The organism is Streptomyces sp. NPDC001714 (genome assembly GCF_042892755.1).
GTDB lineage: Bacteria > Actinomycetota > Actinomycetes > Streptomycetales > Streptomycetaceae > Streptomyces.
Genome location: NZ_JBIAUL010000021.1, coordinates 1 through 25,166, shown reverse-complemented (window position 1 = coordinate 25,166; position 25,166 = coordinate 1). Strand labels below are relative to the sequence as shown.

At 72.6% G+C, this 25,166-nt stretch carries 20 protein-coding genes and 1 rRNA gene; 6 read left to right on the top strand and 15 right to left on the bottom strand.

Annotated features, from left to right (window positions below; genetic code table 11):
- Positions 1-86 precede the first annotated feature (86 nt).
- The 4 genes from ald to ACFY0P_RS40700 form a co-directional block, all read right to left on the bottom strand.
- Entirely contained in the window at positions 87-1,211 is a 1,125-nt protein-coding gene (ald, locus tag ACFY0P_RS40715) for an alanine dehydrogenase (RefSeq protein WP_388925470.1), read from the bottom strand.
- A gap of 135 nt (positions 1,212-1,346) precedes the next feature.
- Entirely contained in the window at positions 1,347-3,422 is a 2,076-nt protein-coding gene (locus tag ACFY0P_RS40710; RefSeq protein ID WP_388925467.1) for a tetratricopeptide repeat protein, read from the bottom strand.
- Between the two features lie 174 nt (positions 3,423-3,596).
- Complete coding sequence (locus tag ACFY0P_RS40705; protein WP_388925464.1) at positions 3,597-4,223, bottom strand: NUDIX domain-containing protein; 627 nt, start codon at positions 4,221-4,223, stop codon at positions 3,597-3,599.
- A 106-nt stretch (positions 4,224-4,329) separates the two neighbouring features.
- A complete protein-coding gene (locus ACFY0P_RS40700) occupies positions 4,330-6,000 on the bottom strand; it encodes a CTP synthase (RefSeq protein WP_388925461.1) in 1,671 nt (556 codons plus the stop codon).
- A 517-nt stretch (positions 6,001-6,517) separates the two neighbouring features.
- Here ACFY0P_RS40700 and ACFY0P_RS40695 point away from each other — a divergent pair.
- The 3 genes from ACFY0P_RS40695 to ACFY0P_RS40685 all read left to right on the top strand — a co-directional run bounded on the left by ACFY0P_RS40695 (position 6,518) and on the right by ACFY0P_RS40685 (position 11,585).
- Entirely contained in the window at positions 6,518-8,320 is a 1,803-nt protein-coding gene (locus tag ACFY0P_RS40695) for a glycoside hydrolase family 15 protein (RefSeq protein WP_388925884.1), read from the top strand.
- 98 nt (positions 8,321-8,418) lie between these two features.
- On the top strand, positions 8,419-9,771 hold the full coding sequence (locus ACFY0P_RS40690; RefSeq protein ID WP_388925458.1) for an FAD-binding oxidoreductase: 1,353 nt from the start codon (positions 8,419-8,421) through the stop codon (positions 9,769-9,771).
- Between the two features lie 170 nt (positions 9,772-9,941).
- Positions 9,942-11,585, top strand: coding sequence for a PucR family transcriptional regulator (locus ACFY0P_RS40685; RefSeq protein ID WP_388925455.1), 1,644 nt, complete (start codon positions 9,942-9,944; stop codon positions 11,583-11,585).
- 12 nt (positions 11,586-11,597) lie between these two features.
- Here ACFY0P_RS40685 and ACFY0P_RS40680 read toward each other — a convergent pair whose 3' ends face one another.
- From ACFY0P_RS40680 to ACFY0P_RS40660, 5 genes are all read right to left on the bottom strand, one after another.
- Entirely contained in the window at positions 11,598-12,734 is a 1,137-nt protein-coding gene (locus ACFY0P_RS40680) for a glycosyltransferase family 4 protein (RefSeq protein WP_388925452.1), read from the bottom strand.
- Between the two features lie 312 nt (positions 12,735-13,046).
- Entirely contained in the window at positions 13,047-14,765 is a 1,719-nt protein-coding gene (recN, locus tag ACFY0P_RS40675) for a DNA repair protein RecN (RefSeq protein WP_388925881.1), read from the bottom strand.
- A 162-nt stretch (positions 14,766-14,927) separates the two neighbouring features.
- On the bottom strand, positions 14,928-15,833 hold the full coding sequence (locus ACFY0P_RS40670; protein WP_388925449.1) for an NAD kinase: 906 nt from the start codon (positions 15,831-15,833) through the stop codon (positions 14,928-14,930).
- On the bottom strand, positions 15,830-16,645 hold the full coding sequence (locus ACFY0P_RS40665) for a TlyA family RNA methyltransferase (protein ID WP_388925446.1): 816 nt from the start codon (positions 16,643-16,645) through the stop codon (positions 15,830-15,832). Before ACFY0P_RS40665 ends, ACFY0P_RS40670 begins: the two co-directional genes overlap by 4 nt.
- A 7-nt stretch (positions 16,646-16,652) precedes the next feature.
- Positions 16,653-16,994, bottom strand: a complete 342-nt coding sequence (locus ACFY0P_RS40660; protein ID WP_388925443.1) for a hypothetical protein — start codon at positions 16,992-16,994, stop codon at positions 16,653-16,655.
- Positions 16,995-17,036: 42 nt separating this feature from the next.
- Between ACFY0P_RS40660 and ACFY0P_RS40655 the strand changes: the two genes are divergently transcribed.
- Positions 17,037-17,384, top strand: a complete 348-nt coding sequence (locus ACFY0P_RS40655) for a sterol-binding protein (RefSeq protein WP_388925440.1) — start codon at positions 17,037-17,039, stop codon at positions 17,382-17,384.
- A 42-nt stretch (positions 17,385-17,426) separates the two neighbouring features.
- Here the strand turns inward: ACFY0P_RS40655 and ACFY0P_RS40650 are convergent, their stop codons facing one another.
- The 4 genes from ACFY0P_RS40650 to ACFY0P_RS40635 form a co-directional block, all read right to left on the bottom strand.
- Positions 17,427-18,293 carry an ABC transporter ATP-binding protein gene (locus ACFY0P_RS40650; RefSeq protein WP_388925437.1) on the bottom strand — a complete coding sequence of 289 codons (867 nt, stop codon included), beginning with the start codon at positions 18,291-18,293 and terminating at the stop codon, positions 17,427-17,429.
- Entirely contained in the window at positions 18,290-19,327 is a 1,038-nt protein-coding gene (locus ACFY0P_RS40645) for a FecCD family ABC transporter permease (protein ID WP_388925434.1), read from the bottom strand. Before ACFY0P_RS40645 ends, ACFY0P_RS40650 begins: the two co-directional genes overlap by 4 nt.
- Positions 19,328-19,359: 32 nt before the next feature.
- A complete protein-coding gene (locus ACFY0P_RS40640; protein WP_388925431.1) occupies positions 19,360-20,403 on the bottom strand; it encodes a FecCD family ABC transporter permease in 1,044 nt (347 codons plus the stop codon).
- A 96-nt stretch (positions 20,404-20,499) separates the two neighbouring features.
- The gene (locus ACFY0P_RS40635; RefSeq protein WP_388925428.1) at positions 20,500-21,528 is read right to left on the bottom strand and encodes an HAD hydrolase-like protein; all 1,029 of its coding nucleotides are present in this window, start codon (positions 21,526-21,528) and stop codon (positions 20,500-20,502) included.
- Positions 21,529-21,612: 84 nt separating this feature from the next.
- On the opposite strand from ACFY0P_RS40635, the gene ACFY0P_RS40630 reads away from it, so the two are divergent.
- A complete protein-coding gene (locus ACFY0P_RS40630) occupies positions 21,613-22,896 on the top strand; it encodes a DUF1015 domain-containing protein (protein WP_388925425.1) in 1,284 nt (427 codons plus the stop codon).
- A 59-nt stretch (positions 22,897-22,955) separates the two neighbouring features.
- Here the strand turns inward: ACFY0P_RS40630 and ACFY0P_RS40625 are convergent, their stop codons facing one another.
- The gene (locus ACFY0P_RS40625) at positions 22,956-23,774 is read right to left on the bottom strand and encodes a tetratricopeptide repeat protein (RefSeq protein ID WP_388925878.1); all 819 of its coding nucleotides are present in this window, start codon (positions 23,772-23,774) and stop codon (positions 22,956-22,958) included.
- 276 nt (positions 23,775-24,050) lie between these two features.
- Between ACFY0P_RS40625 and ACFY0P_RS40620 the strand changes: the two genes are divergently transcribed.
- Positions 24,051-25,049 (top strand): hypothetical protein, encoded by a 999-nt coding sequence (locus ACFY0P_RS40620; RefSeq protein ID WP_388925898.1) that lies wholly within the window; start codon positions 24,051-24,053, stop codon positions 25,047-25,049.
- A gap of 30 nt (positions 25,050-25,079) precedes the next feature.
- On the opposite strand, the gene rrf is transcribed toward ACFY0P_RS40620, so the two are convergent.
- Positions 25,080-25,166 (bottom strand): 5S ribosomal RNA (rrf, locus tag ACFY0P_RS40615); the annotation flags it as partial.

The following is a 25,166-nucleotide window of genomic DNA, read 5'->3' as shown; positions in this document are numbered from 1 at the left end:
GGCAAGGTCCGGCCGGTTGGGCGCGATTGACGCGGCTTGTTGACGTATCGCCTTTACGAAAAGGTGACTTGCCGGTCCGGGCCGGCTCAGCCGATGAGCGTGTCGAGGTCCACGTGCTCCAGGCCGTGCGCCTCGGCGACCTCCTTGTAGACGACCTTGCCGTCATGCGTGTTGAGGCCCTTGGCGAGCGCGGCGTCGCGGCGCAGTGCCTCGACCCAGCCGTTGTCCGCGAGCGAGACGATGTACGGGAGCGTCGCGTTGGTGAGCGCGTAGGTGGAGGTGTTGGGCACCGCGCCGGGCATGTTGGCGACGCAGTAGAAGACCGACTCGTGGACCTTGAAGGTCGGCTCGGCGTGCGTGGTGGGACGGGAGTCCTCGAAGCAGCCGCCCTGGTCGATCGCGATGTCGACAAGGACACTTCCCGGCTTCATCCGGGAGACCAGCTCGTTGGTGACGAGCTTCGGGGCCTTGGCGCCCGGGATGAGCACCGCGCCGACCACGAGGTCGGCCTCCAGGCAGGCCTTCTCCAGCTCGAAGGCGTTGGACATGACGGCCTTGACCTTGGTGCCGAAGATCCGGTCGGCCTCGCGCAGCTTGTTGATGTCGCGGTCGAGCAGGGTCACGTCGAAGCCCATGCCGATGGCGATCTGGACGGCGTTCCAGCCGGAGACACCGCCGCCGATGACGACGGCCTTGGCGGGCAGCACACCCGGGACACCGCCGGGCAGGACGCCACGGCCGCCGGCGGCGCGCATCAGGTGGTAGGCGCCGACCTGCGGGGCGAGCCGGCCCGCCACCTCGGACATGGGCGCGAGCAGCGGGAGCGCGCGGCTGGGCAGCTCGACGGTCTCGTAGGCGATCGCCGTGGTGCCGGACTCCAGGAGGGCGTCGGTGCACTCCTTGGAGGCGGCCAGGTGCAGGTAGGTGAAGAGGGTCTGGTCCTTGCGGAGACGGTGGTACTCCTCCGCGATCGGCTCCTTGACCTTCAGCAGCAGGTCGGCGGTGGCCCACACCTCGTCGGCGGTGTCCAGGATCGTGGCGCCGGCGGCGATGTACTCGTCGTCCGGGATCGACGAGCCGACACCGGCGCCGCGCTCGATGACGACCTGGTGGCCGTGGCGCACCAGCTCGTGCACGCCGGCCGGGGTGATGGCCACCCGGAACTCGTTGTTCTTGACCTCGCGGGGGATGCCGACCTTCACGTCGATCACGGTCCTTGGCTCAGAGGGTGTGGGGGCATAGACGCACATACCCGGCATGCGACGGCATACCAGGAGACACCGCGGAAGAACCGGCGGCAGAGCCAGTTTAATGAAGGCGTTCCGACTGTCTAGCCTTTCATTGCATCAATCTTCGCCGGATGCACTACGGATTTCGTAGGCGTTAGCACCGTGTTCCGGGTCGGAGTCCGGGTCCGGGGGCTCCAGCGGGCCCCAGGGCTCCTCACCCAGCATGCGCTCGGCGGCCGAGCGGTGCAGGCTCGCGGCGGTGGAGTCGCCGAGGCGTTCCAGCGTGTCGGCGAGCCGCAGCTGGAGCGCCGCCTGGAGCCGGGTGTCCTCGGCGCGGCGCGCCCACTCGACCGCCTCCTGGCAGGTGCGCAGCGACTCCTCGGGCCGTCCCGCGTACTCCTGGACCCGGGCCAACTCGCTCAACGCTCTTGCCTGCGCGGGGACATCACCGTTCTTGCGGTGGCCGGAAACAGCCGCCCGCCACGCCCGGAGCGCCTCGCCGTACCGGCCCGCGTAGGTGTGCGCGCCGGCGATACGGCCGTAGAGCCGGGCCGCCTCGGCCCGCTCGCCGCGGGCCAGGCGTTCGGCGAGGGCGCGGCCGAACCAGTCGGCGGCCCGGTCGTAGTCCCCCAGCTCCTGGTACGTGCCACCTACGGATTCCATTGCGCGCCCGGTTGCGTACGGGTCATTTGCTCTGCGTCCGGCGTCCAAAGCAGACCGATATCGCACCAGCGCGTCCGCCGTACGCCCGGTCTGCGCGTCCAGGTCGCCGAGGTTCAGCAGCGCGGCGGCCTGCTCACGGGGCAGCTCTCGACGCCGGGCCACATCGAGGACGAGCCCGTGGATGCCGTACAGGTCGGGGGCCGCGGCCTGGGTGCCGAGGTGCGCCACCATGGCCTTGACCAGCTGCGCCATCAGGCGGCGGGCCAGCGTGTCGAGCTCACCGTCGGCGACCGCCGCGCGGGCGGCGGCCAGCAGGGCCGGACGCCGGACGCACAGCCAGTCGGCGGCGGCCCGGGGGGTGGGGAAGCGCAGCTCCCGGGGCAGGGCCTGGAGCTTCTCGCGGGCCTGCGGGTTGTCGGTCTCGGTGATCGCCCGGCAGGACTGCAGCAGCCGCACCGTGCGCTCCAGCATCCGGGCGCGGGCCAGCTGGAGCTCCCCGGTCCGATCCTGGCTCTCGGCCTGCATCCGCAGCAGCGGGTGCAGCCAGCCGGGGACCTCGTACTGGGGCAGCGGGGTGTCCAGAAGGTGCAGCAGGCCGAAGCGGACCAGCTCGTCCAGGGTGGTGCGGGCGGTGTCGACCGAGCAGCCGGCCAGGGCGGAGGCGGTGTGCGGGTCGGCCAGGCCCGCAGGGGCCAGGCTGAGCAGGCGCAGTATCCGCGCGGACCGGTCCGGCAGCTGGTCGTGCACGAACCGGAAGAGCCGGGCCGGGGCGGTGCCGTCGTCCGGCTCCGCGTGCAGCCGTTTGGCCAGGTCGGAGACGGCCGCCTGGGGGCGGGCGGCGAGCCAGCCGCCGGCCAGGACGAGGGCGGCGGGCTGCCCCTGGCACACCTCGACCAGCGACTCGGCGGACCGGGGGTCGACGGTGATCCGGACCGAGCCGGTGTACCGGCTGAGCAGTTCCACGGCCGACTTGGTGTCAAGGCCGCCCAGGGTGCAGGGGCGGACGTCCGAGATCCCGGTGAGCGGGCCGCCGGAGACGACGACGGCCAGGCAGTTCGGGCTGTCGGGGAGCAGGACGTCGACCTCTTCGGCGCCGGGCGCGTCGTCGAGGAGGAGCAGCATCCGGCGCCCCGCGAGCGCGGTGCGCAGGGCGTGGGTGAGGTCGTCCGCGGCGGCGCCGGGCGGGGTGGGCAGCCGCAGGGCGGTGAGGAGGTCGCGCGCGGTGCGCTCGACGGGGACCGGGGTGCCGTCGGGCTCGGCGAGGCGGGCGCGCAGCACCCCGTCGGGGTAGCCGGGGGCGACCTGCCGGACGAGTTCCGCGGCGAGGGCGGTGCGGCCGGAGCCGGGTCTGCCGGCGATCAGCAGGACCCGGGCGCGGGGGGCCTTGCGGCCGGCGATGGTGTCCAGGCCCGCGCGCTCGATGTCGGCGCGCAGCTCCTTCAACTCCCTTGTACGGCCCAGGAACCGGTCGTCCGTGGCCGCGGGCGCCGACCGCCGTACGCCGCCTGTGTCCACCGCCTGATCCGTCACGGGCCACACTCCCGTCCCACCGCACACGCAGGCCCGCCGGGGCTCCGGTTCGGGCGTTTCGGCTCAATCGCATCGAGCCTAGTTCACGTGCGCGGACGTTCCTGGCGGAGCACGGCGAGCACATCGCCCGATCGGATCAGGCGATGGTCACACCGGTACACCCGGAGGGCGGGCTCAGGACTCGAAGGGGCGGGCAGGCCACGGCGCGTCGGCGGGGCGCAGCGCGTCGAGGCCGTCGCCGCCGCGGGCGGCGACCAGTGAGAGGACGCCCGTCACGAGGCAGTTGTTGTGCAGATCGCCGGCGAGGAGCAGCCGGACCAGTTCGTCGACCGGCACGCGCGCGTACTCCAGGTCGATCTCCTCGTGCTCGGTCTCGAAGCGCTCCCCCTCGGCCTCGGACAGGTCGCGGGCGAGGAAGATCCGCACCGCCTCGTCGCAGCCGCCGGGGGTGGTGTACAGATCGGTCAGCACCCGCCAGTCCTCGGCCTTGACGTGCGCCTCCTCGTACAGCTCTCGCTGGGCGGCGTGCAGCGGGTTCTCGCCGGGGATGTCGAGCAGGCCGGCCGGGATCTCCCAGAGCTTCTGCCGGACCGGGTGCCGGTACTGGCGGATGAGCAGCACGCGGTCGTCCGCGTCGAGGGCCAGGACGGCGACCGAGCCGGGGTGGACCTGGTAGTCGCGACGGACCACCGTGCCGTCGGGCATGACCACCTCGTCCGTACGGACCGAGGTCTTGTTGCCCACGAAGGGGGTCTCCGTCGCCCGGATCTCCCACTCCTCGGGGGTGTCCTTGATCGTCATGCCGTGCCGCCCTTCCACGTGCCCGCACGCGCCTGCCACGTGCGGAAAAGAAACCGGGGTGCGCACCTTTGAAGGTATGCACCCCGGCCACCGTACAACTGGTGTGTTACTTCGAATTCTCCTGCTCGACGGCGCCCTGCTGACGCGCGACCGCGGCCTTCACCAGGCCCGCGAAGAGCGGGTGCGGGCGGGTCGGGCGGGAGCGCAGTTCCGGGTGCGCCTGGGTGGCGACCAGGTAGGGGTGGACGTCGCGCGGGTACTCGACGTACTCGACGAGCTTGCCGTCCGGGGAGGTGCCGGAGAACTGGATGCCGGCCTTCTTCTCCAGCTCCGCGCGGTAGGCGTTGTTCACCTCGTAGCGGTGGCGGTGCCGCTCCTCGACGTACTCCTTGCCGTCGTAGACCTCGCGCACGATGGAGCCCTCGGCCAGCTTGGCCGGGTACATGCCGAGCCGCATGGTGCCGCCCATGTCGCCCTCGCCGGCCACGATGTCGAGCTGCTCGGCCATGGTGGAGATGACCGGGTGGCCGGTGGCGGAGTCGAACTCGGTGGAGTTGGCGTCCGGGATGCCGGCCAGGTTGCGGGCGGCCTCGATCACGATGCACTGCAGGCCGAGGCAGAGGCCGAGCAGCGGGATCCGGTTCTCGCGGGCGTAGCGGATGGCGCCGACCTTGCCGAGCACGCCGCGGTCGCCGAAGCCGCCCGGGATGCAGATGCCGTCGACGTCGGCGAGCTGGGCCGCCGCGCCGGCCGGGGTCCGGCAGTCGTCCGACGTCACCCACTTGATCTTCACGCGGGCCTTGTTGGCGAAGCCGCCGGCGCGCAGCGCCTCGGTGACCGAGAGGTAGGCGTCGGGCAGGTCGATGTACTTGCCGACCAGCGCGAGGGTGATCTCGTGGTCGGGGTTGTGGACGCGGTCGAGCAGGTCGTCCCAGGTCCGCCAGTCCACGTCCCGGAACGGCAGGTCCAGCTTGCGGACGACGTAGGCGTCCAGGCCCTCGCCGTGCACGGTCTTCGGGATGTCGTAGATCGAGCGGGCGTCCGGGCAGGCCACGACCGCGGCCTCGTCGACGTCGCACATCAGCGAGATCTTGCGCTTGATCGCGGTGGGGACCTCGCGGTCGCAGCGCAGGACGATCGCGTCCGGCTGGATACCGATGTTCCGCAGGGCGGCCACGGAGTGCTGGGTGGGCTTGGTCTTCAGCTCGCCGGAGGGCCCGATGTAGGGCAGGAGCGAAATATGAACCACGAAGACGTTGTCCCGGCCGACCTCGTGCCGGACCTGGCGGACCGTCTCCAGGAACGGCAGCGACTCGATGTCGCCGACCGTGCCGCCGACCTCGGTGATGACCACGTCGACCTCGTCGGTGGCCATGCGGCGGATGCGGTGCTTGATCTCGTTGGTGATGTGCGGGATGACCTGGACGGTGTCGCCCAGGTACTCGCCGCGCCGCTCCTTGGCGATCACCGTCGAGTAGACCTGACCCGTGGTGACGTTGGCGGAGCCGTCCAGGTCGCGGTCAAGGAAACGCTCGTAGTGGCCGATGTCCAGGTCGGTCTCGGCGCCGTCGTTGGTGACGAACACCTCACCGTGCTGGAAGGGGTTCATCGTGCCCGGGTCGACGTTCAGGTACGGGTCGAGCTTCTGCATCACGACGCGCAGGCCCCGGGCCTTGAGCAGCATGCCCAGGCTGGAGGCCGTCAGGCCCTTGCCGAGCGAGGAGGCGACACCCCCGGTGACGAAGATGTGCTTGGTCGTCGTAGATTTCGGCGGCATGGCCAAGAGGGGGCTCCCGTGGTCGCGGTCTGTCATGCGGTACGGCTGCCGTCCTGGAGTTTCCGGGGTGGTGCCGTCGCTGCGGTTCGGGGGATTCGCGCCCACCGGTCCACGGGCTACCAGGGTATCAGCGCCGCGGAGAGATGGCTTCCGGCCACGCTCCGTACACACGTCGGCACGGACATGGGTCCTCCCTTACCGGCTTTTCACCCAGGGCTCACCCGTTCGGCCCACACAGGTTGCCCGGAGCGGCACGCAGATCATCTACGTGCGTCGTATCCTGCTCGGACACTCTCTGCCGAGCCCGGCCGGAAAACACGGCACACCCCCGCCCGTAACTCCCGGAACAACGAGAGCTTGGCAGTTCGTTGAGCTATGACTGTCGTTTTGCCTCAGGGCACGGCGGGCTGCTTTGCTTCACCGCTCAACGACGCACAACAACAACCCCCCTTGACCGCACTAGCGACAGCCCCCCGTTTGTCCGGGGGGTGACGTGGCCGTTCGACTGGAGTTGCACGTGGCCGGGCGCATCGAAGACTACGCACTCATCGGAGACATGCAGACCGCTGCCCTGGTCTGCCGGGACGGGACAGTCGACTGGCTGTGCCTGCCCCGCTTCGACTCGCATGCCATCTTCGCCGGTCTGCTCGGCACCGAGGAACACGGCTTCTGGCGCCTCGGTCCGGCGCACGCGGCCGACTCCCAGCCGCCGACCGCGGCGCGCCGCACCTACCGCGGCGACTCGCTGATCCTCGAGTCCGAGTGGGACACCCCGCGCGGCACGGTCCGGGTCACCGACTTCATGCCCCCGCGTGACGGCGCGCCCCAGCTGATCCGCATCGTCGAGGGCGTCACCGGCCGGGTGCCGATGCGCTCGGTGCTGCGGATGCGGTTCTCCTACGGCCGGGTCGTCCCCTGGGTGCACAAGCACGACGGCCGTACGGTCGCCGTCGCGGGCCCCGACTCGGTGTGGTTCGACACCTCGGCGGAGACCTACGGCAAGGCGCTGACCACGTACGCGGACTTCACGGTGGCCCCGGGGGACCGGATCGCGTTCACGATCTCCTGGGAGCCCTCGCACAAGCAGCCGCCCGCGCTGCCGGAGCCGGAGCAGTCGCTGCAGGCGACCGAGGACTTCTGGCGGGAGTGGGTCGAGCACTGCACGTACCACGGCCCGTACCGCGAGGCCGTGATCCGCTCGCTGATCACGCTGAAGGCCCTGACCTACGCCCCCACGGGCGGCATCGTCGCGGCCCCCACCACGTCCCTCCCGGAGGACATCGCCGGTGTCCGCAACTGGGACTACCGCTACACCTGGCTCCGCGACGCGGCCATCACCCTGTCCTCGCTGCTGCGCACCGGCTACCGCGAGGAGGCCCGCGCCTGGCGCGAGTGGCTGCTGCGCGCGGTCGCCGGCGACCCCGAGAACCTGCAGATCATGTACGGCATCGCGGGCGAGCGCGAACTGGGCGAGGCCGAGCTGGACTGGCTGCCCGGCTACGAGAACTCGGCGCCGGTCCGGGTCGGCAACGGCGCGGCCCACCAGCTCCAGCTGGACGTCTACGGCGAGGTCACCGAGGCCCTGCACCTGGCCCACATGACCGGCCTCGCCCGCAACGACTACGCCTCCCTCCTCCAGCTCAAGCTCATCCGCTACCTGGAGGACCACTGGGACGAGCCGGACGAGGGCATCTGGGAGGTGCGCGGGCCGCGCCGGCACTTCGTGCACTCCAAGGTGATGGCCTGGGTCGCCGTCGACCGCACCATCAAGCTGATCGAGTCCGGGGACGCGGACGGCCCGCTGGAGCGCTGGAAGGAGCTGCGCGACGACATCCACCGGGACGTCTGCGAGCGGGGCTACGACAAGGAGCGCAACACCTTCACGCAGTCGTACGGCTCCCAGGAGCTGGACGCGTCGCTCCTGCTGATCCCCCAGATGGGCTTCCTGCCCCCGGACGACAAGCGGGTCATCGGCACCATCGAGGCGATCCAGCGCGAGCTGTCCACCTCGGACGGCTTCATCCTGCGCTACCCGACCGCGGGCGGCGACGAGGGTGTGGACGGCCTGCCCGGCGACGAGGGGGCCTTCCTGGCGTGCTCGTTCTGGATGGCCGACGACCTCGCGATGATCGGGCGCGTCGACGAGGCCCGCAAGCTGTTCGAGAAGCTTCTCGCGCTGCGGAACGACCTCGGGCTGCTGGCGGAGGAGTGGGATCCGCGACTGAAGCGGCAGGTGGGGAACTTTCCGCAGGCGTTCAGTCATGTGCCGTTGATCGACACGGCGCTGCGGCTGACTGCGTCGGGCGCGTACGGGGGGTAGCGCCGCCGGTCGTCGGAGGTCTGCGGGTACGTGGTGGCTGGTCGCGCAGTTCCTCCCCCAGCACCCTCTGGGGCGCGCTGCTGCTTAGGCTGGTGACCATGGCTCCCCTGTCGAGGGCGCACACGGCTCTCGCCGAGCTTCGTGAGGATCTGGGCGGCGACGTGTTCGCCCCCGGGGACCCGGGGTACGACGCGGCCCGGACCGTGTTCAACGGCATGGTCGACCGGCGGCCTGCCGTGATCGCCCAGTGTGCGGACGACGCCGACGTGGTCCGGGCGGTGCGGTTCGGGCGGGAGCTGGATCTGCACATCGCGATCCGCGGCGGTGGCCACAGCGTCGCGGGCTCGGCGGTCGCCGAGGGCGCGCTCGTGGTGGATCTGCGCCGGATGGACGAGGTGACCGTCGACCCGGTGACGGAGGCCGTCCGGGTGCAGGGCGGGGCCGTCATGAGCCGTCTGGACCGGGCGGCCCAGGCCTACGGTCTCGCCACCACCGGGTCCCGGGCCTCCACCACCGGAGTCGGCGGCTTCGTGCTGGGCGGCGGGTCGGGGTGGCTGGACCGTGCCTTTGGCCTGGCCGTCGACAGTCTGCTGGGCGTGGAGCTGGTGACCGCCGACGGCGAGCGCGTCCACGCCGGCGCCGACGAGAACCAGGAGCTGTTCTGGGCCCTGCACGGCGCCGGCGGGAACTTCGGCGTCGTCACCGCGCTCACGCTCCGGCTGCACGAGCTGCCGGTGTTCTCGGTCGCGCTGCTGCGGTACCCGGTCTCGGCCGGCCCGGACGTCGTCCACGCCTTCCGCGAGGTGATCGGCACCGGTCCCGACGAGGTGGGCGGGGCGGTCCTGTACCGCGCCGCCGACGGCGAACGGGTGTGCGCCGTGCTCGTGACGTACGCGGGCGGCGAGGAGGGCCTGTGCAAGGTCGCCGCGCCGCTGCTCGCGCTGCCGCACGAGGCGGAGGCCGTCGGACCGCTGCCGTACAGCGAGGCGCAGTGTCTGCTCGACCTTCCGTCCGGGTTGCGGAACCACTGGTCGGCCGAGTGTCTGGCCGCTCTGCCCGACGACGCGGTGGACGCCTGGTGCGGCTGTGCGGAGGGCATGCCGATGCCGAGCCGCTCGCAGCATCTGTTGTTCCCGATGGGCGGCGCGATCGCCTCGGGGCCGACTGCGTATCCGGTGGCCTATCAGGACGCGGCCTGGGTGGTGCACCCCGTCGGGATCTGGGCGGACCCGGCCGACGACGAGCGGGCGATCGCCTGGGTGCGGGACGTCCGTGCCGGGGTCCGGCCGTGGGCCACCGGCGCGGTCCCCCTGAACCTCGTCGGGGACGAGGGCCCGGAGCGGGTACGGGCCGGTCTGGGCGTGGGGAACGCGCTGCGGCTCGGCAAGGTGAAGCGGCGGTGGGACCCCGACAACGTCTTCCGCTTCAACCACACCATCAGGCCGCTCTGAGCCGCGCCCCAAAGGGGCGCTGGGGGTGCCCCCGGCCGAAGGCTTGGGGGGCGGAACTGCGCGACCAGCCACGACGGCGCCACGGTCGACAGACGGCATTGTCGCGGCACTCCAGCGGAGCGCTCCCCGCAAGGTGCCCTGAAGGCGTTCACCCAGGTAGCGTCCGCTCCATGGACAGCGGTAGGGGCAGCGGACCCGACAACCAGGGCGCCGGGATCACCGTGCAGCGGGCACTGGAGCTGCCCGCGCTCCGCAGCGGGCTCCCGGAGATCCTGGCGGGCGCCGACCGGCTGAGCCGCACCGTGCGCTGGGTGCACGCGGGCGAGGTACCGAACATCGCCTCGCTGCTGAAGGGCGGCGAACTGCTGCTGACCACCGGCTACGGCCTGGGCACCCGCCCCGCCGAACAGCGGGCGTTCGTGCGCACGCTCGCCGAGCGGGGCATCGCCGCCCTGGTGGTGGAGCTGGGCGCGCGTTTCTCCCGGCTGCCCGCCACCCTCGTCGACACCGCCCGGGCGACCGGGCTGCCGCTCGTCGTGCTGCACCGCGAGGTGCCGTTCGTGACGGTGACGGAGGAGATCCACACCGAGATCGTCAACCACCACTACGCCCTCCTGCAGCGCGCCGAGGAGGTGCACCGCCGCTGCACCGAGGCCCTGCTGGGCGGCGGCGGTGTCCCCCAGGTGCTGGCCATCCTGGCCGACTTCGGCGGCAACCCGGTCTTCCTGGAGACCGCCGACGGCCAGCTCCTGTACGCTGCCGGGTCGGGACCCGCGGGGGCCGACCCGCTCCAGGTGTGGGAGGGGCTGCGCGGTCAGCACAAGGATGCGCCGCCGCCGAGCGGGGTGGTACTGGTGGACGTGCCCGGCGGGGGGCCGGGGACGGGTTCGGTGCGCGCCCGGCTGGTCCTCCTGCCCGTCCGTGGGCCGCTCGCGCCCGTGCACCGCATCGCCGCCGAACGCGCCGCCGGGATCCTGGCCGTCGTCCTGATGCAGGCCCGCCAGGAGGAGGAGCTGGCGGCGCGCGGGCGCGGCGACTTCCTGACCGACCTCGCCGAGGGCCGGATCACCGCCGAGGACGCCCCGGCGCAGGCCCGCGTGCTCGGCTTCAAGCCCGGTAGCAGCCCGCTGCTGCCGGTGGTCATGCGGGTCGGCGACTCCCTGTCCCCCGGCGGGGGCTGGGCGGTGCTGGCCCGCGCGGTGGGTGAGGAACTGGCCGCGGTGGGCGTGCCCGTCCTGCTGGGTGTACGACCGGTCGAGGGCCGTGTCCCGCTGCTCCTGGGCCTGCGCTCGGAGGCGGAGCGGACGACGGTCGCGGACCGGGTCGCGGCGGCGCTCAGGGCGGGGGTGGAGCGCGCCGGGATGCAGCGCCCCGGAGCCGCTCCGCCGGTCGTGGTGGTCGGCGCGGCCGGCGGCTGGGCGGCGGCCTCGGCGGGCCTGCGGCACGCGGCCGAGACGGCGACCGCGGCCCAGGGCCTCTCCGACCGGCTCTGGTACGACGCCCGCCGCCTCGACATCGACCTCCTGCTGTGGCGGCTGCGCGACCACCCCGACCTGGCGGCCTTCGTCGACCGCGCGATCGGCCCGCTGCGCGACCACGACCACCGCTCCAAGCCGCCGCTGCTGCCCACCCTGGAGAGCTACCTGGCGCACGCGGGCCGCAAGGCGGAGACGGCCCGTGAACTCCACCTCAACCGGCAGACCCTCTACAACCGCCTCGCCCGCATCGGGGAGTTGCTGGGCACGGACCTCGACGACCCGCAGGTGGTCCTGGCGTTGAACCTGGCCCTGCGGGCCCGCCGCCACGCCCCCTAGGGCCTCACGGCCTCACGGCAGCGGCCGGGGTTGCGTCAACTCGTCGTACACGCTCAGGACTTGGGCCACGGTCTCGTCCTCCGTGGGCCAGCTCGCCGCCTGCCGGGCACCCCGCTCGCGCAGCTCCGCGCAGCGCTCGGGGTCGTCGAGCAGGCGTACGACGGTGTCGGCGAGGGCCCGTGCGTCGCCGTACGCGACCAGCTCCGCCGCGTCTCCGACCAGGTCGGGGATGCCGCCGACGGCGGTCGCGACGAGCGGCACGCGCGCGTGCAGGGCCTCCTGCGCGAGGACGGAGCGGGACTCCCAACTGCTGGGCAGCAGCGCCAGATCGGCGGCGGCGAGCAGCTCGGCGACGTCGTCGCGGCGCCCGATCAGCCGCACCGGCAGCTCCTCGTCCTCGATCCGCCGCTGCAACGCAGGGCGTAGCGGCCCCTCGCCGGCGATGACGACGAGCGGTACGGGATCGAGGCGGCACCAGGCGCGCGTCGCGTCCAGCAGGAAGTCGTAGCCTCGGTGCCGGTCGAGGGAGCCGACGGCGATGAGCAACGGCCGCCCCATGGCGCCGAGTTCGGCCCGTACCTTGGGCCGCAGCCGCTCCCCCTCGTCCTCGTCGACGGGCCGCCGCAGGCCGGGCAGCGCCACGGCGGCGAGCCGGGCGTCACGGGCGCCGGTACGGCGGGCCCGGTCCACCAGGTCGGAGGTGGTCCCGAGCACCACGGCGGCCGCCCGCACCACCCGCCGCTCCAGCATCCTCAGCAGATGCGCCCGGGCGCCCTCGGCATGGGCCCGGTTGTGCCAGGTGACGACGAGCGGGGTACTGCGGCCGCTCAGCGCCAGCGCCGCGCGGAAGGACGCGTGCAGCCCGTGGGCGTGCACCAGGTCGGCGTCCGTGCAGGCCGCGCGGAGCGCCGCCACCGATCCCGGGTCGCTGCTGCGCGGCACGTGCACATGGTCGGCGCCGACGCCCGAGAAGCCGTAGGCGCGATCGGCCTCGGCGGGGGCGCAGACCGTGACCCGCACGCCCCGCGCGACGAGGCCGGCGGCCAGCGAACGCACGTGCGCGCTGCTGCCGGCGTTGCCGCCGCCGAGCACCTGCACGGTGCGCAGCGGCGACTGACCGTGCGGTGCGTTGCTGCTCACGGGGCTCACGCGGCCGGGGCTCCTGGTTCGGCGTGGGGCGGTCACGAGGGAACGTACAGAAGGTATCGGGGCCGGGGGCATCACCGCGCGCGCCTCCCCCGGGCACCGCGTCCCCCTCAAGGATGCCAGCACACAGGGGTGTTCCGGACACGCCGGGAAGGCACATACCGAGGCGGGCCGGGGCAATGCGGCGGACCGTGTCACCCGGGAGGGTGACGAAAACGTCATCGCGGGGGAAGCGGCCGGCAGCTTCCGACCGGCAGGGGGGAACGGCCGCGGGGCGGGTGACGCCCCGTCACCCGCCCCGCGGTCAGCGCCGCGTCAGCGATCCGCCCGTGCCGTGGCCAGCAGTTCCTCGGCGTGCGCCCGTGCCGTCTCCGAGTCCTCCTGACCGGCCAGCATGCGGGACAGCTCCCGTACCCGCTCCTCGCCCTCCAGCACCTTCACTCCCGACCGGGTGACCGAGCCGTCGTTGGTCTTCTCGACCAGCAGCTGACGGTCGGCGAAGGCGGCGACCTGGGGAAGGTGGGTGACGACGACCACCTGCGCGGACCTGGCGAGCTTGGCCAGGCGCCGCCCGATCTCCACCGCCGCCTTGCCGCCCACGCCCGCGTCGACCTCGTCGAAGAGGTACGTCGGGACCGGGTCGGTGCCGGCGAAGACGACCTCCACGGCGAGCATCACGCGGGACAGCTCACCGCCGGACGCGCCCTTGGCGATGGGGCGGGGCGGGGCGCCGGGGTGCGGGGCGAGGAGGAGCTCGACCTCGTCGGCGCCCGCCGGGCCGTAGGCCACCGCCCGGCCGCCGACCTCCACGCCCTCGGGGTCCTCGGTCTGCCGGATGGCGAAGGACACGCGCGCGTGCGGCATCGCGAGGGAGCCCAGCTCGGCGGTGACGGCGGCCGCGAACCGCTCGGCGGCCTCGGTACGCGCATCGGTCAAGGCCTGTGCGAGACCGCCCAGTTCGACCCGCAGGGCGTCCCGCTCGGCGGTCAGCTCGTCGATCCGCTCGTCGTCGCCGTCGAGTTCGGTGAGCCGCGCGGCGCCCTGCTCGGCCCACGCCAGCACCGCATCGATGTTCTCACCGTATTTGCGGGTGAGCGCCGTGAGCGCGGCGCGGCGCTCCTCCACGGCCGCGAGCCGCAGCGGATCGGCGTCCAGGTCGTCGGCGTACCCGGCCAGCTCGCCCGCCACATCGCCCAGCAGGATCCCGATCTCGCCGATCCGGTCGGCGAGCGCGGAGAGCGCCGGGTCGTGCGACCGTACGGCCTCCAGGGCCCGGTGGGCACCCGCGACGAGGGTGGCCGCGTCGATGCCCTCGGGGTCCTCGGGATTGCCCGCGAGCGCGGCGTGCGCGGCGGTCGCGGCGGACGACAGCGCCTCGGCGTGCCCGAGCCGCTCGGCCTCCTCGGCGAGCTCGACGTCCTCGCCGGCCCGCGGCTCCACACCCGCGATCTCGTCCAGCCCGTAGCGGAGCATGTCGGCCTCCTGGGCCCGCTCACGCGCGCGCGTGACGATCTCCTCCAGCTCGACCGCCACGGCCCGCAGCCGCCGGTAGGCCTCGCCGTACTTGGCCAGCGGCACGGCGACCCCGTCGCCCGCGTACCGGTCGAGGGCCTGCCGCTGCCGGGACAGCTTCAGCAGCCCCTGCTGGTCGGTCTGCCCGTGCACGGCCACCAGCTCGTCGGCGAGCTCGGCGAGCAGCCCCACGGGCACGCTCCGCCCGCCCAGGTGCGCCCGCGAGCGCCCCTCGGCGGAAACGGTACGGCTGATCAGCAGCGCCCCGTCGTCCAGCTCGGCGCCGGCCTCCTCGGCCCGTACGGCGGCCGAGGCTCCGGCGGGCACGGTGACCCGGCCCTCGACGACCGCCCTCTCGGACCCGATCCGCACGAGCGCGGGATCCGCCCGCCCCCCGAGCAGCAGCCCCAGGCTGGTGACCACCATGGTCTTGCCCGCACCGGTCTCACCGGTGACGGCGGTGAACCCCGGCGACAGCTCCACGACGGCGTCGTCGATGACCCCGAGTGACCGTATCCGCATTTCTTCCAGCACGGGGAAGACCTTACGAGGTCCGGGCCGAGAAGTGCGAGGTGCCCTTGTCACTCGGGCGGGTGTCCCTGCCTGAAGGGGCGCGGGGAACTGCGCGACAAGCCACGAATCACCCGCAGCCGCCGAAGCTCCCCGGCCACCCCCCACGGACCGCTAGTGCGGCGCCCCCCGCCACCCGGACACCGGCAACGCGAACTTCGCCACCAGCCGATCCGTGAACGACGCGTGATGCAGCCGCGCCAGCCGCACCGGCACGGCCCCCCGCCGCACCTCGACCCGGGCCCCCGGCGGCAGCTCAACGGTCCGGCGTCCGTCGCACCACAGCACCCCCGGCTGGATGTGCGGCAGCACCTCCACCGCCAGCACCGAGTCCGGCGAGGTCACCAGCGGCTTCGCGAACAGCGCGTGCGCGGAGATCGGCACCATCAGCAGCGCCTCCACCTCCGGCCACACCACCGGCCCGCCCGCGGAGAACGCGTACGCCGTCGACCCGGTCGGCGTCGACAGCACGATGCCGTCGCAGCCGAACCCGGTCACCGGCCGCCCGTCGATCTCCAGCACCACTTCGAGGAGCTTCTCGGCGCCCGCCTTCTGCACGGCCGCCTCGTTCAGCGCCCAGTCGGTGTGCACGATGTCGCCGTTGCGGTGCACGACGACGTCGACGGTCATCCGTTCCTCGACCTCGTACGCCCGGGTCACCACCCGGTCCACGACCTTGTCGAGGTCGTCCCGCTCGGCCTCCGCGAGGAACCCGACGCTCCCGAGGTTGACGCCGAGCATCGGCACCCCGGACGCCCGCGCGAACTCGGCGCCGCGCAACAGCGTCCCGTCACCGCCGAGCACGATCAGCAGCTCGCAGCCGTCGAGGCTGTGCGGCGAGGCCTCCTCGACGAGTTCCACCTCGTCGGGCAGCGGCAGGTCGCGGGCCTCGAAATCCAGGACCCGGACGCCGACTCCGGCCGCCAGCAGCCCCTTGACCACGAGTTCGGCGCTGCGGATCGCCGCAGGCCGCCCGGTGTGGGCCAGCAGGAAAACAGTACGAGCTCGGTTCTGTGTCAACGCGGCCCCTCCGCCACTGCACGGTCAACGTCGGCCGGATCCAACTGGGGTGCGCCGGCCCGCAGCCACAGAAAGTACTCGACGTTGCCGGACGGCCCGGGCAGCGGACTGGCGGTGACACCGTTCACCCCGAGCCCCAGCTCCCACGCCTTCTCGGCAACCCCCCGCACGGCCTCCGCGCGCAGCTGCGGACTCCGTACCACTCCCCCGCTGCCCAGCCTCTCCTTGCCCACCTCGAACTGCGGCTTGACCATCATCACCAGGTCGGCGTCCGGCTTCACGCACCGCGCCAGGGCCGGCAGCACCAGCCCGAGCGGGATGAAGGACAGATCACCCACGACAAGATCCACAGGCTCCCCATCGATCGCTTCAAGCGTCAACTCGCGTACGTTCGTACGGTCCTTGACGGTGACGCGTTCATCGCTCTGCAGAGACCACGCGAGTTGGCCGTATCCGACGTCGACTGCGACGACGTGCGCGGCCCCCGCGCGCAGCAGCACATCGGTGAAGCCCCCGGTCGACGCACCGGCGTCCAGCGCCCGCCGTCCCTCGACCACCAGGCCCTGCGGCACGAACGCCGCCAGCGCGCCGGCGAGCTTGTGGCCGCCCCGCGACACGTACTCGGGATCGCTGTCGTCGGCCTGGACGACGATGGCCGCGGCGGTCTCCACCTGGGTCGCTGGCTTGGTCGCGACGGCCTTGCCGACGGTGACCCGCCCGGCGGCGATCAGCTGGCTGGCGTGCTCGCGCGAGCGCGCCAGCTTCCGGCGGACCAGCTCCGCGTCCAGACGGCGACGTGCGACTCCTGCCACGGTGGGTTCAGCTCCTGCTCTGGTGGTACGACGGTGCGGGCGCCCGGTTGGCGCCCGGCGGCGCGGGCGCCGGGGGGCCCGGAGGTCCCGGGCGGGCGTCGAGCGCGGTCAGCGCGTCGCGCAGCCCCCCGTGTACATCCTCGTACACCTCCAGATGCCCGTCCGTGCCGAGGTGGTCGGCGTCGGCCAGCCGGTCGAGCTGTGCGTCGACCTCGGCGTTGCCGGTGGGGGGGCGGGGCACGTTCAGCGGGGCGGGAGCGGCGGGGTCGTACTCGGGTTCGACGGCGGCCGCTTCCTCGGCCTCCGTCGCCGAGGCCGCCACCAGGCCTTCGGGCACAGAGTCGGTCATGCCCCGACGCTACATCGAAGCGCTGGGGTACCGTCGATCGCGATGGCCACGATCGAGGAGTGCCGCGCCGCACTCGACAAGCTCTCGCACAGCATGGGCGGCGCCGAGGGCGACGTCCGCGCGGCCGCCGCCATGGACCGCTCGGTGAGCTGCCACATCACCGACCTGGACGTCACCTTCGCCGGCCGGCTCACCGGCGGCCGGATCGAGGTCGAGGAGACGTTCTCCGGGCCGCCGCGGGAGAAGGCGCAGATCAGACTCGCCATGGCCGGTGACGACCTGGTGGCCCTGGTCGACGGGGAGCTGAACTTCGCCGGCGCCTGGGGTTCGGGCCGGGTGAAGCTGGACGCGAACCTGCTGGACCTGTTCCGCCTCCGCAAGCTCCTCTAGCACCTCTGCCTCCTCCGGCTCTCCTGACACGTCTCGTACGTCCTACCGCGCCGTCCTGACGCGGGCCTTGCGCGCCGCCGGTACCACCAGCGGGGTCCCCGTCTCCGGGTCGTCGACGACCTGGCAGCGCAGCCCGAAGACCTCCTCGACCAGCTCGGCGGTGACGATGTCGTTCGGGGCGCCCTCGGCGACGACCCGGCCGCTCTTGAGCGCGATGAGGTGGGTGGCGTAGCGGGCCGCGTGGTTGAGGTCGTGCAGCACGGCGACCAGCGTCCGCCCCTGCTCCTCGTGGAGTTCGGCGCACAGGTCGAGGACGTCGATCTGGTGCTGGATGTCCAGGTAGGTGGTCGGCTCGTCGAGGAGCAGCAGCGGGGTCTGCTGGGCGAGCGCCATGGCGATCCAGACGCGTTGCCGCTGGCCGCCGGAGAGTTCGTCGACGTACCGGTCGGCGAGTTCGGCGACGCCGGTCTGCGCCATCGACTCCTGGACGACCCGTTCGTCCTCGGCGGACCACTGGCGCAGGATGCCCTGGTGCGGGTAGCGGCCGCGGCCGACCAGGTCGCCGACGGTGATGCCGTCGGGCGCGATGGACGACTGCGGGAGCAGGCCCAGCGTGCGGGCGACCTTCTTCGCGGGCATCGACTGGATGACCTGGCCGTCGAGGAGCACCTGGCCCTCACTCGGCCTGAGCATCCGGGACAGCGCGCGCAGCAGCGTCGACTTGCCGCAGGCATTGGGGCCGACGATCACCGTGAAGGAGTTGTCGGGGATGTCCACCGACAGCTGCTCGGCGATGACGCGCTGGTCATAGGCGAGGGTGACGTTCTCGGCGGACAGGCGGTTCACGGTGCTCCTCTTGCTGTCTGGCTCGCCGGCTGACGCGTGGTTCGGCTGGGGGGTCGCGCTCATATCCGGCCTGCCCGGCGCTCGGTGACGAGGAGCCAGAGCAGGTAGACACCGCCGAGAACACCGGTGACCACGCCCACGGGCAGCTGGTCGGCGCCGAAGGCGCGCTGCGAGGCCCAGTCGGCGGTGACCAGGAGGGCGGCGCCCATGCAGAGGGAGGGCACCAGGTTGGGGCCGGGTGAACGGGTGAGCCGGCGGGCGAGCTGAGGGGCGGTGAGGGCCACGAAGCCGACGGGCCCGGCGGCGGCGGTGGCGGCCGCGGTCAGCAGCACGGCGGCCACCATCAGCAGCATCCGTACCCGCTCCACGCGCACCCCGAGGGCGTTCGACACGTCGTCGCCCATCTCCATCATCCGCAGGCCCTGCGCGTTGGCGAGGACCAGCGGCACGAGGACCGCGCACAGCGCGAGCAGCGGCCAGACCTGGCTCCAGTCACGGCCGTCGAGGGAGCCGGTCATCCAGACGACCGCGCGGGTCGCGTCGACCAGGTCGGCCTTGGTGAGCAGATAGCCGTTGACCGCGGTGACGACCGCGGACACACCGATGCCGACCAGGACCAGCCGGTAGCCGTGCACGCCCTGCTTCCAGGCCAGGAGGTAGATGGCGAGGCCGGTCACCAGTCCGCCGAGCAGCGCGCCGACGGTGACCTGGGCGGCGGTCCCGGACAGCAGCACGATGACGACGAGCGCGCCGGAGGTGGCGCCCTGGGAGAGGCCGAGGACGTCCGGGCTGCCCAGCGGGTTGCGGGAGATCGACTGGAACAGCGCGCCGCCGAGCCCGAGCGAGGCACCGACCAGCAGACCGACCAGGACCCGCGGCAGCCGCAGTTCGTTGACGACGAAGTCCTGCCCGGCGGTGCCGTTCCCGGCCAGCGTCTTCAGCACGTCACCGAGGGAGATCGGGAAGTCGCCCGTGCCGATCAGTACGACACTCGCGGCGCACGCGACCAGCAGCAGCGCGACGACGACGACCAGCGCGCGCACGTCGGTCCGCAGCGAGAGGCCGCCGGGGGTACGCAGAGTGAGCGTGGTCTTCACAGCGGTTTTCACAGCGGTTTTCACAGCGGTCCTCACAGTTGGGCCGTCCTGCGCCGTCGTACGAGAAGAATGAAGACCGGACCGCCGATGATCGCGGTGACGATGCCGACCTGGAGCTCCGCGGGACGGGCCACGACCCGGCCGACGACATCGGCGCCGAGCAGCAGCACGGGCGACAGGACCGTCGCGTACGGCAGGATCCAGCGCAGGTCCGGGCCGGTGAACGAGCGCACCACGTGCGGGACCATCAGGCCGACGAAGGCGATCGGGCCGCACGCGGCGGTGGCCGCGCCGCACAGCACGGTCGCGGCGAGCATGGCGAGCGCCCGGGTCCGGTTGAGGTTGGCGCCGAGGGCGCGGGCGGTGTCGTCGCCCATCGCCACCGCGTTCAGCGGCCGGGCGAGGCCGAGGGCGAGCAGGGTGCCGGCCGCGAGGAACGGGAGCACCTGCAGGATCGTCGAGTTGGAGGCCGAGGCCAGCGAACCGACCGTCCAGAAACGCAACTTGTTGAGCGCCGCGTCGTCCGTGATCATCACGGCCTGGAGGTAGCCGTACAGCGCGGCGCTGATCGCCGTGCCGGCGAGCGCCAGCCGGACCGGCGTGGCGCCCCGGCTGCCGCCCAGGAACCACACCAGCGCGCCCACCGCCGCCGCCCCGAAGAAGGCGAACCACACATAGCCGCTCAGGGTGCTGACGCCGAAGTAGGTGATGGCGGTGACCACCGCGGCCGACGCACCCGCGTTGATGCCGAGCAGACCGGGGTCGGCGAGCGGGTTGCGGGTGAGCGCCTGGAGCACCGCCCCGGACAGGCCGAGGGCGGCACCGGCCAGCAGGCCGAGGACGGTCCGCGACAGCCGCGTGTCGACGACGACGTCGCCGTACGTCCCCGTGTCGTGGAACAGGCCGTGCCAGACCTGGTCCAACGGCAGCTCTTTCGCCCCGATCGCGATGCTCGCCAGGGCGACGAGCAGCAGGATCACGAGGGAGACAAGGAGCCCGAGGGCCCGTATCGCCCGACGGGTCGGGGGCGCGGGGGCGGTCTCCGCGCGCTGTTCGGGAGGACTGTCGACCAACACGTAGTTAGGTTAGCCTACCCTCGCATTCGGCCTCGATGCCGTGTCCCCGTGGGCCCCGGTGCCGGCCCGGACAGGCCCCCCTCACGTGCGGGGGCCTCAGAGCCCCAGCCGCGCCAGTGACTTGTCTCCGTCCAGCTCGCAGGAGCCGTCTCCGGCCACTGTCCAGGCCGCCGCGCACAGCGCCCGCAGCCCGTCGAGCGCCTCGCCGTCGCCCTCCAGCTCCAGCCGGTCGGCACCCGCCGTCGCCGTCCAGCCACCGCACCGGAAACCGTCGCCGTCCGCCGTGACCTCCGGCTGCCCGGTGAGCAGCCCGCGCAGGTCGGCGTCGACATAGGTCGGCCGGTGCTGCGGCGGCGCGGCCAGCAACTGGCGCCCGTCGGTGACCCCGGTCAGCACGAGCAGCGAGTCGACCCCGCCGTTGAACGCGCCCTCGATGTCGGTGTCCAGGCGGTCCCCGACCACCAACGGCCGCTCCGCACCCGTCCGCAGGATCGTCTCCCGGTGCATCGGCGGCAGCGGCTTCCCCGCCACCTGCGGCTCGGCGCCCGTCGCGATCCGGACCACCGCCACCGCCGCGCCGTTGCCCGGCGCGATCCCACGCCCGCTCGGGATCGTCAGATCCGTGTTGGAGGCGAACCACGGCACTCCACGCGCGACGGCGTACGACGCCTCGGCGAACCGCCCCCAGGGCAGGTCGAGGCCGCCGTACCCCTGCACCACGGCCGCCGGATCGTCGTCGGCGGACTCCACCGGTTCGAGCCCCCGCTCCCGCAGCGCGACCCGCAGCCCCTCCCCGCCGATCACCAGCACCCGCGCCCCGGCCGGCACCTGCTCACTGATCAGCCGCGCGACCGCCTGCGCCGAGGTGATGACGTCACCGGCCCCCGTCGGGATGCCCAGCTCGGTGAGATGGTCGGCCACCGCGTCCGGTGTCCGCAGCGCGTTGTTGGTGACGTACGCCAGACGCATGCCGCCCGCGCGGGCGACCTCCAGCGACTCCACGGCGTGCGCGATCGCGCTGCCGCCCGCGTACACCACCCCGTCCAGATCGAGCAGCGCCGTGTCGTACGCCGTGCTCAGGGCCTGTCCGCTGCCCTCGGGACCAGTCCTGACGCCCTGGCTCATCCCCATCGCTCCTCGTCACTTCTCGTCGACCCGCCTTGCACCATCGATCATCCCGCACGCCACTGACACACGTACGATGCCGGGATGAACACTGCAGGTCACTCGGAAGCAACGGAGCGCCGAGGCCTGGAACTGACCCCGTTCCGAGGCCTTCGCTACGACCCCGACCGGGTCGGCAGCCTCGCCGCCGTCACCTCCCCGCCGTACGACGTCGTCGTACGCCCCGACGGAGTACACCACCTCCAGTCCGCCGACCCGCACAACATCGTCCGCCTCATTCTTCCCCAGGCCGGTACCCCCAGCGCCGGAACCGAACAGGCGGCCGACACCCTGCACCGCTGGCAGGCCGAGGGCATCCTCGCCGCGGATCCCGAACCGGGCCTGTACGTCTACGAACAGCACGACGGGACCGGCCTGCTCCAGCGCGGCATCATCGGCGCCCTGCGGGTCTCGGAGCCGTCCGAGGGCGTGGTGCTGCCGCACGAGGAGGTCATGCCCCCGGTCGTCGCCGACCGCGCGGCCCTGATGCGCGCCACCTCGGCGAACCTCGAACCCCTCCTGCTCACCTACCGGGGCAACGGCACGACCGCCGAGATCATCGAAACCGTCGCCGACCGCCCCCCGCTCCTCGCCACCACCACGGAGGACGGCTTCCACCACCGCCTCTGGTCGATCACCGACCCCGCCGAGCTGGCCCTCGTCCAGTCCGACCTGGCCCGCCACCAGGCCCTGATCGCCGACGGCCACCACCGCTGGGCCACCTACCTGCGTCTACGCGCGGAGCACACCTCTCCCAGCCCCTGGGACTACGGCCTGGTCCTCCTCGTGGACACCGCCCGCTACCCGCTGCGCGTCCGCGCCATCCACCGCCTGCTGCACGGCCTGCCGGTGGCGGAGGCGCTGGAGCACGTCAAGGGCCTGTTCCGGGTACGACGGCTCGACGTTCCCCTGTCGGCGGCCCAGGAGGCGCTGGCGGACGCGGCCTGGGCCGGCAACGCGTTCCTGCTGGCCGGCGACGGCGCGTTCCACCTCATCGACCGCCCGGACCCGGACCTCCTGGCCCGCACGATCCCCGACGACCGTCCGGCCGCCTGGCGCACCCTGGACGCCACCGTCCTGCACGCCACGCTCCTCGACCACGTCTGGCGCATCCCCGAGGACTCGCCCGCGCACATCGCGTACATCCACGACACGGCGGCGACGGTAGCCAAGGCCGAACGCGACGGCGGTACGGCCGTCCTCATGCACCCGGTCCGCGAGGAGGTCGTCCGCGACCTGGCCCGCCAGGGCGTGACGATGCCCCGCAAGTCGACGTCCTTCGGCCCGAAGCCGGCATCGGGACTGGTACTGCGAGCGCTCGACGTCTGAAAGAGAGAGGGCAGACCCCGGTCGGGGCCTGCCCTCTGTCAGTCACTCAGCCGCTGAGCTCAGTCCTTCTCGTCCTCGGACTCGGCGACGGTCCCGGCCGCGGGCTCGGTCCCGGCGGCGGGCTCGGTCCCGGCCACGATCTCGGTCGCGGTCTCGCTCTCGCTCTCGGTCACGTCCGGGGTCTCATCGGGCTCCTCCTCGTCCAGAGCGTCGACGAACTCGACCCCGTCCAGCTCGGCCAGCCGGTCGGAGGCGTCCGTGCTGCCGTCCCGGTCGGCCTCGACTGCCTTGGCGAACCACTCCCGCGCCTCGTCGGCCCGCCCTGCGGCGAGCAGGGCGTCGGCGTAGGCGTACCGCAGCCGTGCGGTCCACGGCTGTACGGAGTTGGAGGCCAGCTCGGAGCTCTGCAGCGTCACGATCGCCGCGTCCAGCTGCCCCATGTCACGCCGGGCGCCGGCGGCGACGAGCCGCATCTCGACCTGGCCGGCCTTGTCGAGCTTGTGCACCTCGGGGGCGCCGGCCATGTCCAGCGCCTTCTCCGGCCGCCCGAGCCCACGCTCGCAGTCGGCCATCACCGGCCACAGGTCGACGGTGCCGGTCATGCGCCGGGCGGCCCGGAACTCGGCAAGCGCCTCGGAGTACTTCTGGTTCGCGTACGCGGCGAACCCGGCCGCCTCCCGGACGGCGGCGACACGGGAGGCCAGCCGCAGGGCCACCCGGGAGTAGCCGTAGGCGCCCTCGGGGTCGTCGTCGATGAGCCGGGCGACCATCACCAGGTTCTTGGCGACGTCCTCCGCGAGCGTCTTGGGCAGGCTCTGCAGCTCCTGCCGTACGTCCTTGTCGATCTCCTCGCCGGTGACGTCCTCCGGGATGGGCAGGCGCTTGATCGGCTCACGGTCCCGGTCCCGGTCCCGCTCGTCACGGAAGCGGCCGCCGCCCCGCCGGTCGTCGCGCCTGTCGTCACGCCTGTCATCACGGCGGTCGTCACGGCCGCGGTAACCGCCTCCGCGGCTGTCGTCCCGACGGCCGTACCCGCCACCTCCGCGGTTGTCGTCGCGACGGGGGCCACGGCCACGGTCGTCACGGCGGTCGTCACGGCCGCGGAAGCCGCCGCGGGTGTCACGGTCGCCGCCGCGGGTGTCGTCACGCCGGCCGTGACCGCCGCCACCACGGTTGTCATCACGGCGGTCGTCTCGACGGAAGCCGCCACGGTCGTCGCGGTCGTCACGCCGGAAGGCGGGACGCTCACCACGGTCATCACGGCGGTCGTCACGCCGGAAAGCGGGACGCTCACCACGGTCATCACGCCGGTCGTCACGCCGGAAAGCGGGACGCTCACCACGGTCATCACGCCGGTCGTCACGGCGGAAGGCGGGACGCTCACCACGGTCGTCACGACGAGGACCGCGATCGCGGTCGTCACGACGCCCATAGCCACCCCGGTCGCCACCACGGTCATCACGCTGGAACCCCGGACGAGAACCACGGGTGTCGTCACGCCGGCCGTAACCGCCGCCACCACGGTTGTCATCACGGCGGTCGTCACGGCGGTCGTCTCGACGGAAGCCGCCACGGTCGTCGCGGTCGTCACGCCGGAAAGCGGGACGCTCACCACGGTCATCACGCCGGTCGTCACGGCGGAAGGCGGGACGCTCACCACGGTCGTCACGACGAGGACCGCGATCGCGGTCGTCACGACGCCCATAGCCACCCCGGTCGCCACCACGGTCATCACGCTGGAACCCCGGACGAGAACCACGGGTGTCGTCACGCCGGCCGTAACCGCCACCGCCACTACCGCCACGGTTGTCATCACGCCGGCCGTAACCGCCGCCACCACCGCCACGGTTGTCATCACGACGGTCGTCACGACGGCCATAGCCGCCGCCACCACGGTTGTCATCACGGCGGTCATCACGACGGCCGTAACCGCCGCCACCACCACCGCGGTTGTCGTCGCGCCGACCGTAACCGCCGCGGTCCCCACGGTCGTTGCGGTCGCCGCGGTGTCCGCCACGCTCGCCGCGGTCACCGCTGTCCCGTCGCCGCTGGTCGCGCTCCGGTCGGTCGTCGGGAGAGTTGGTGGACATGGTGACTCCTGTCTTCGGTACCGCAAGCATTGTAAAAACAAAAGGACCCCTGGTCCCAGCTGAACGCTGGGACCAGGGGTCCTTCCAAAGATTGTTCGGCGGTGTCCTACTCTCCCACAGGGTCCCCCCTGCAGTACCATCGGCGCTGTGAGGCTTAGCTTCCGGGTTCGGAATGTAACC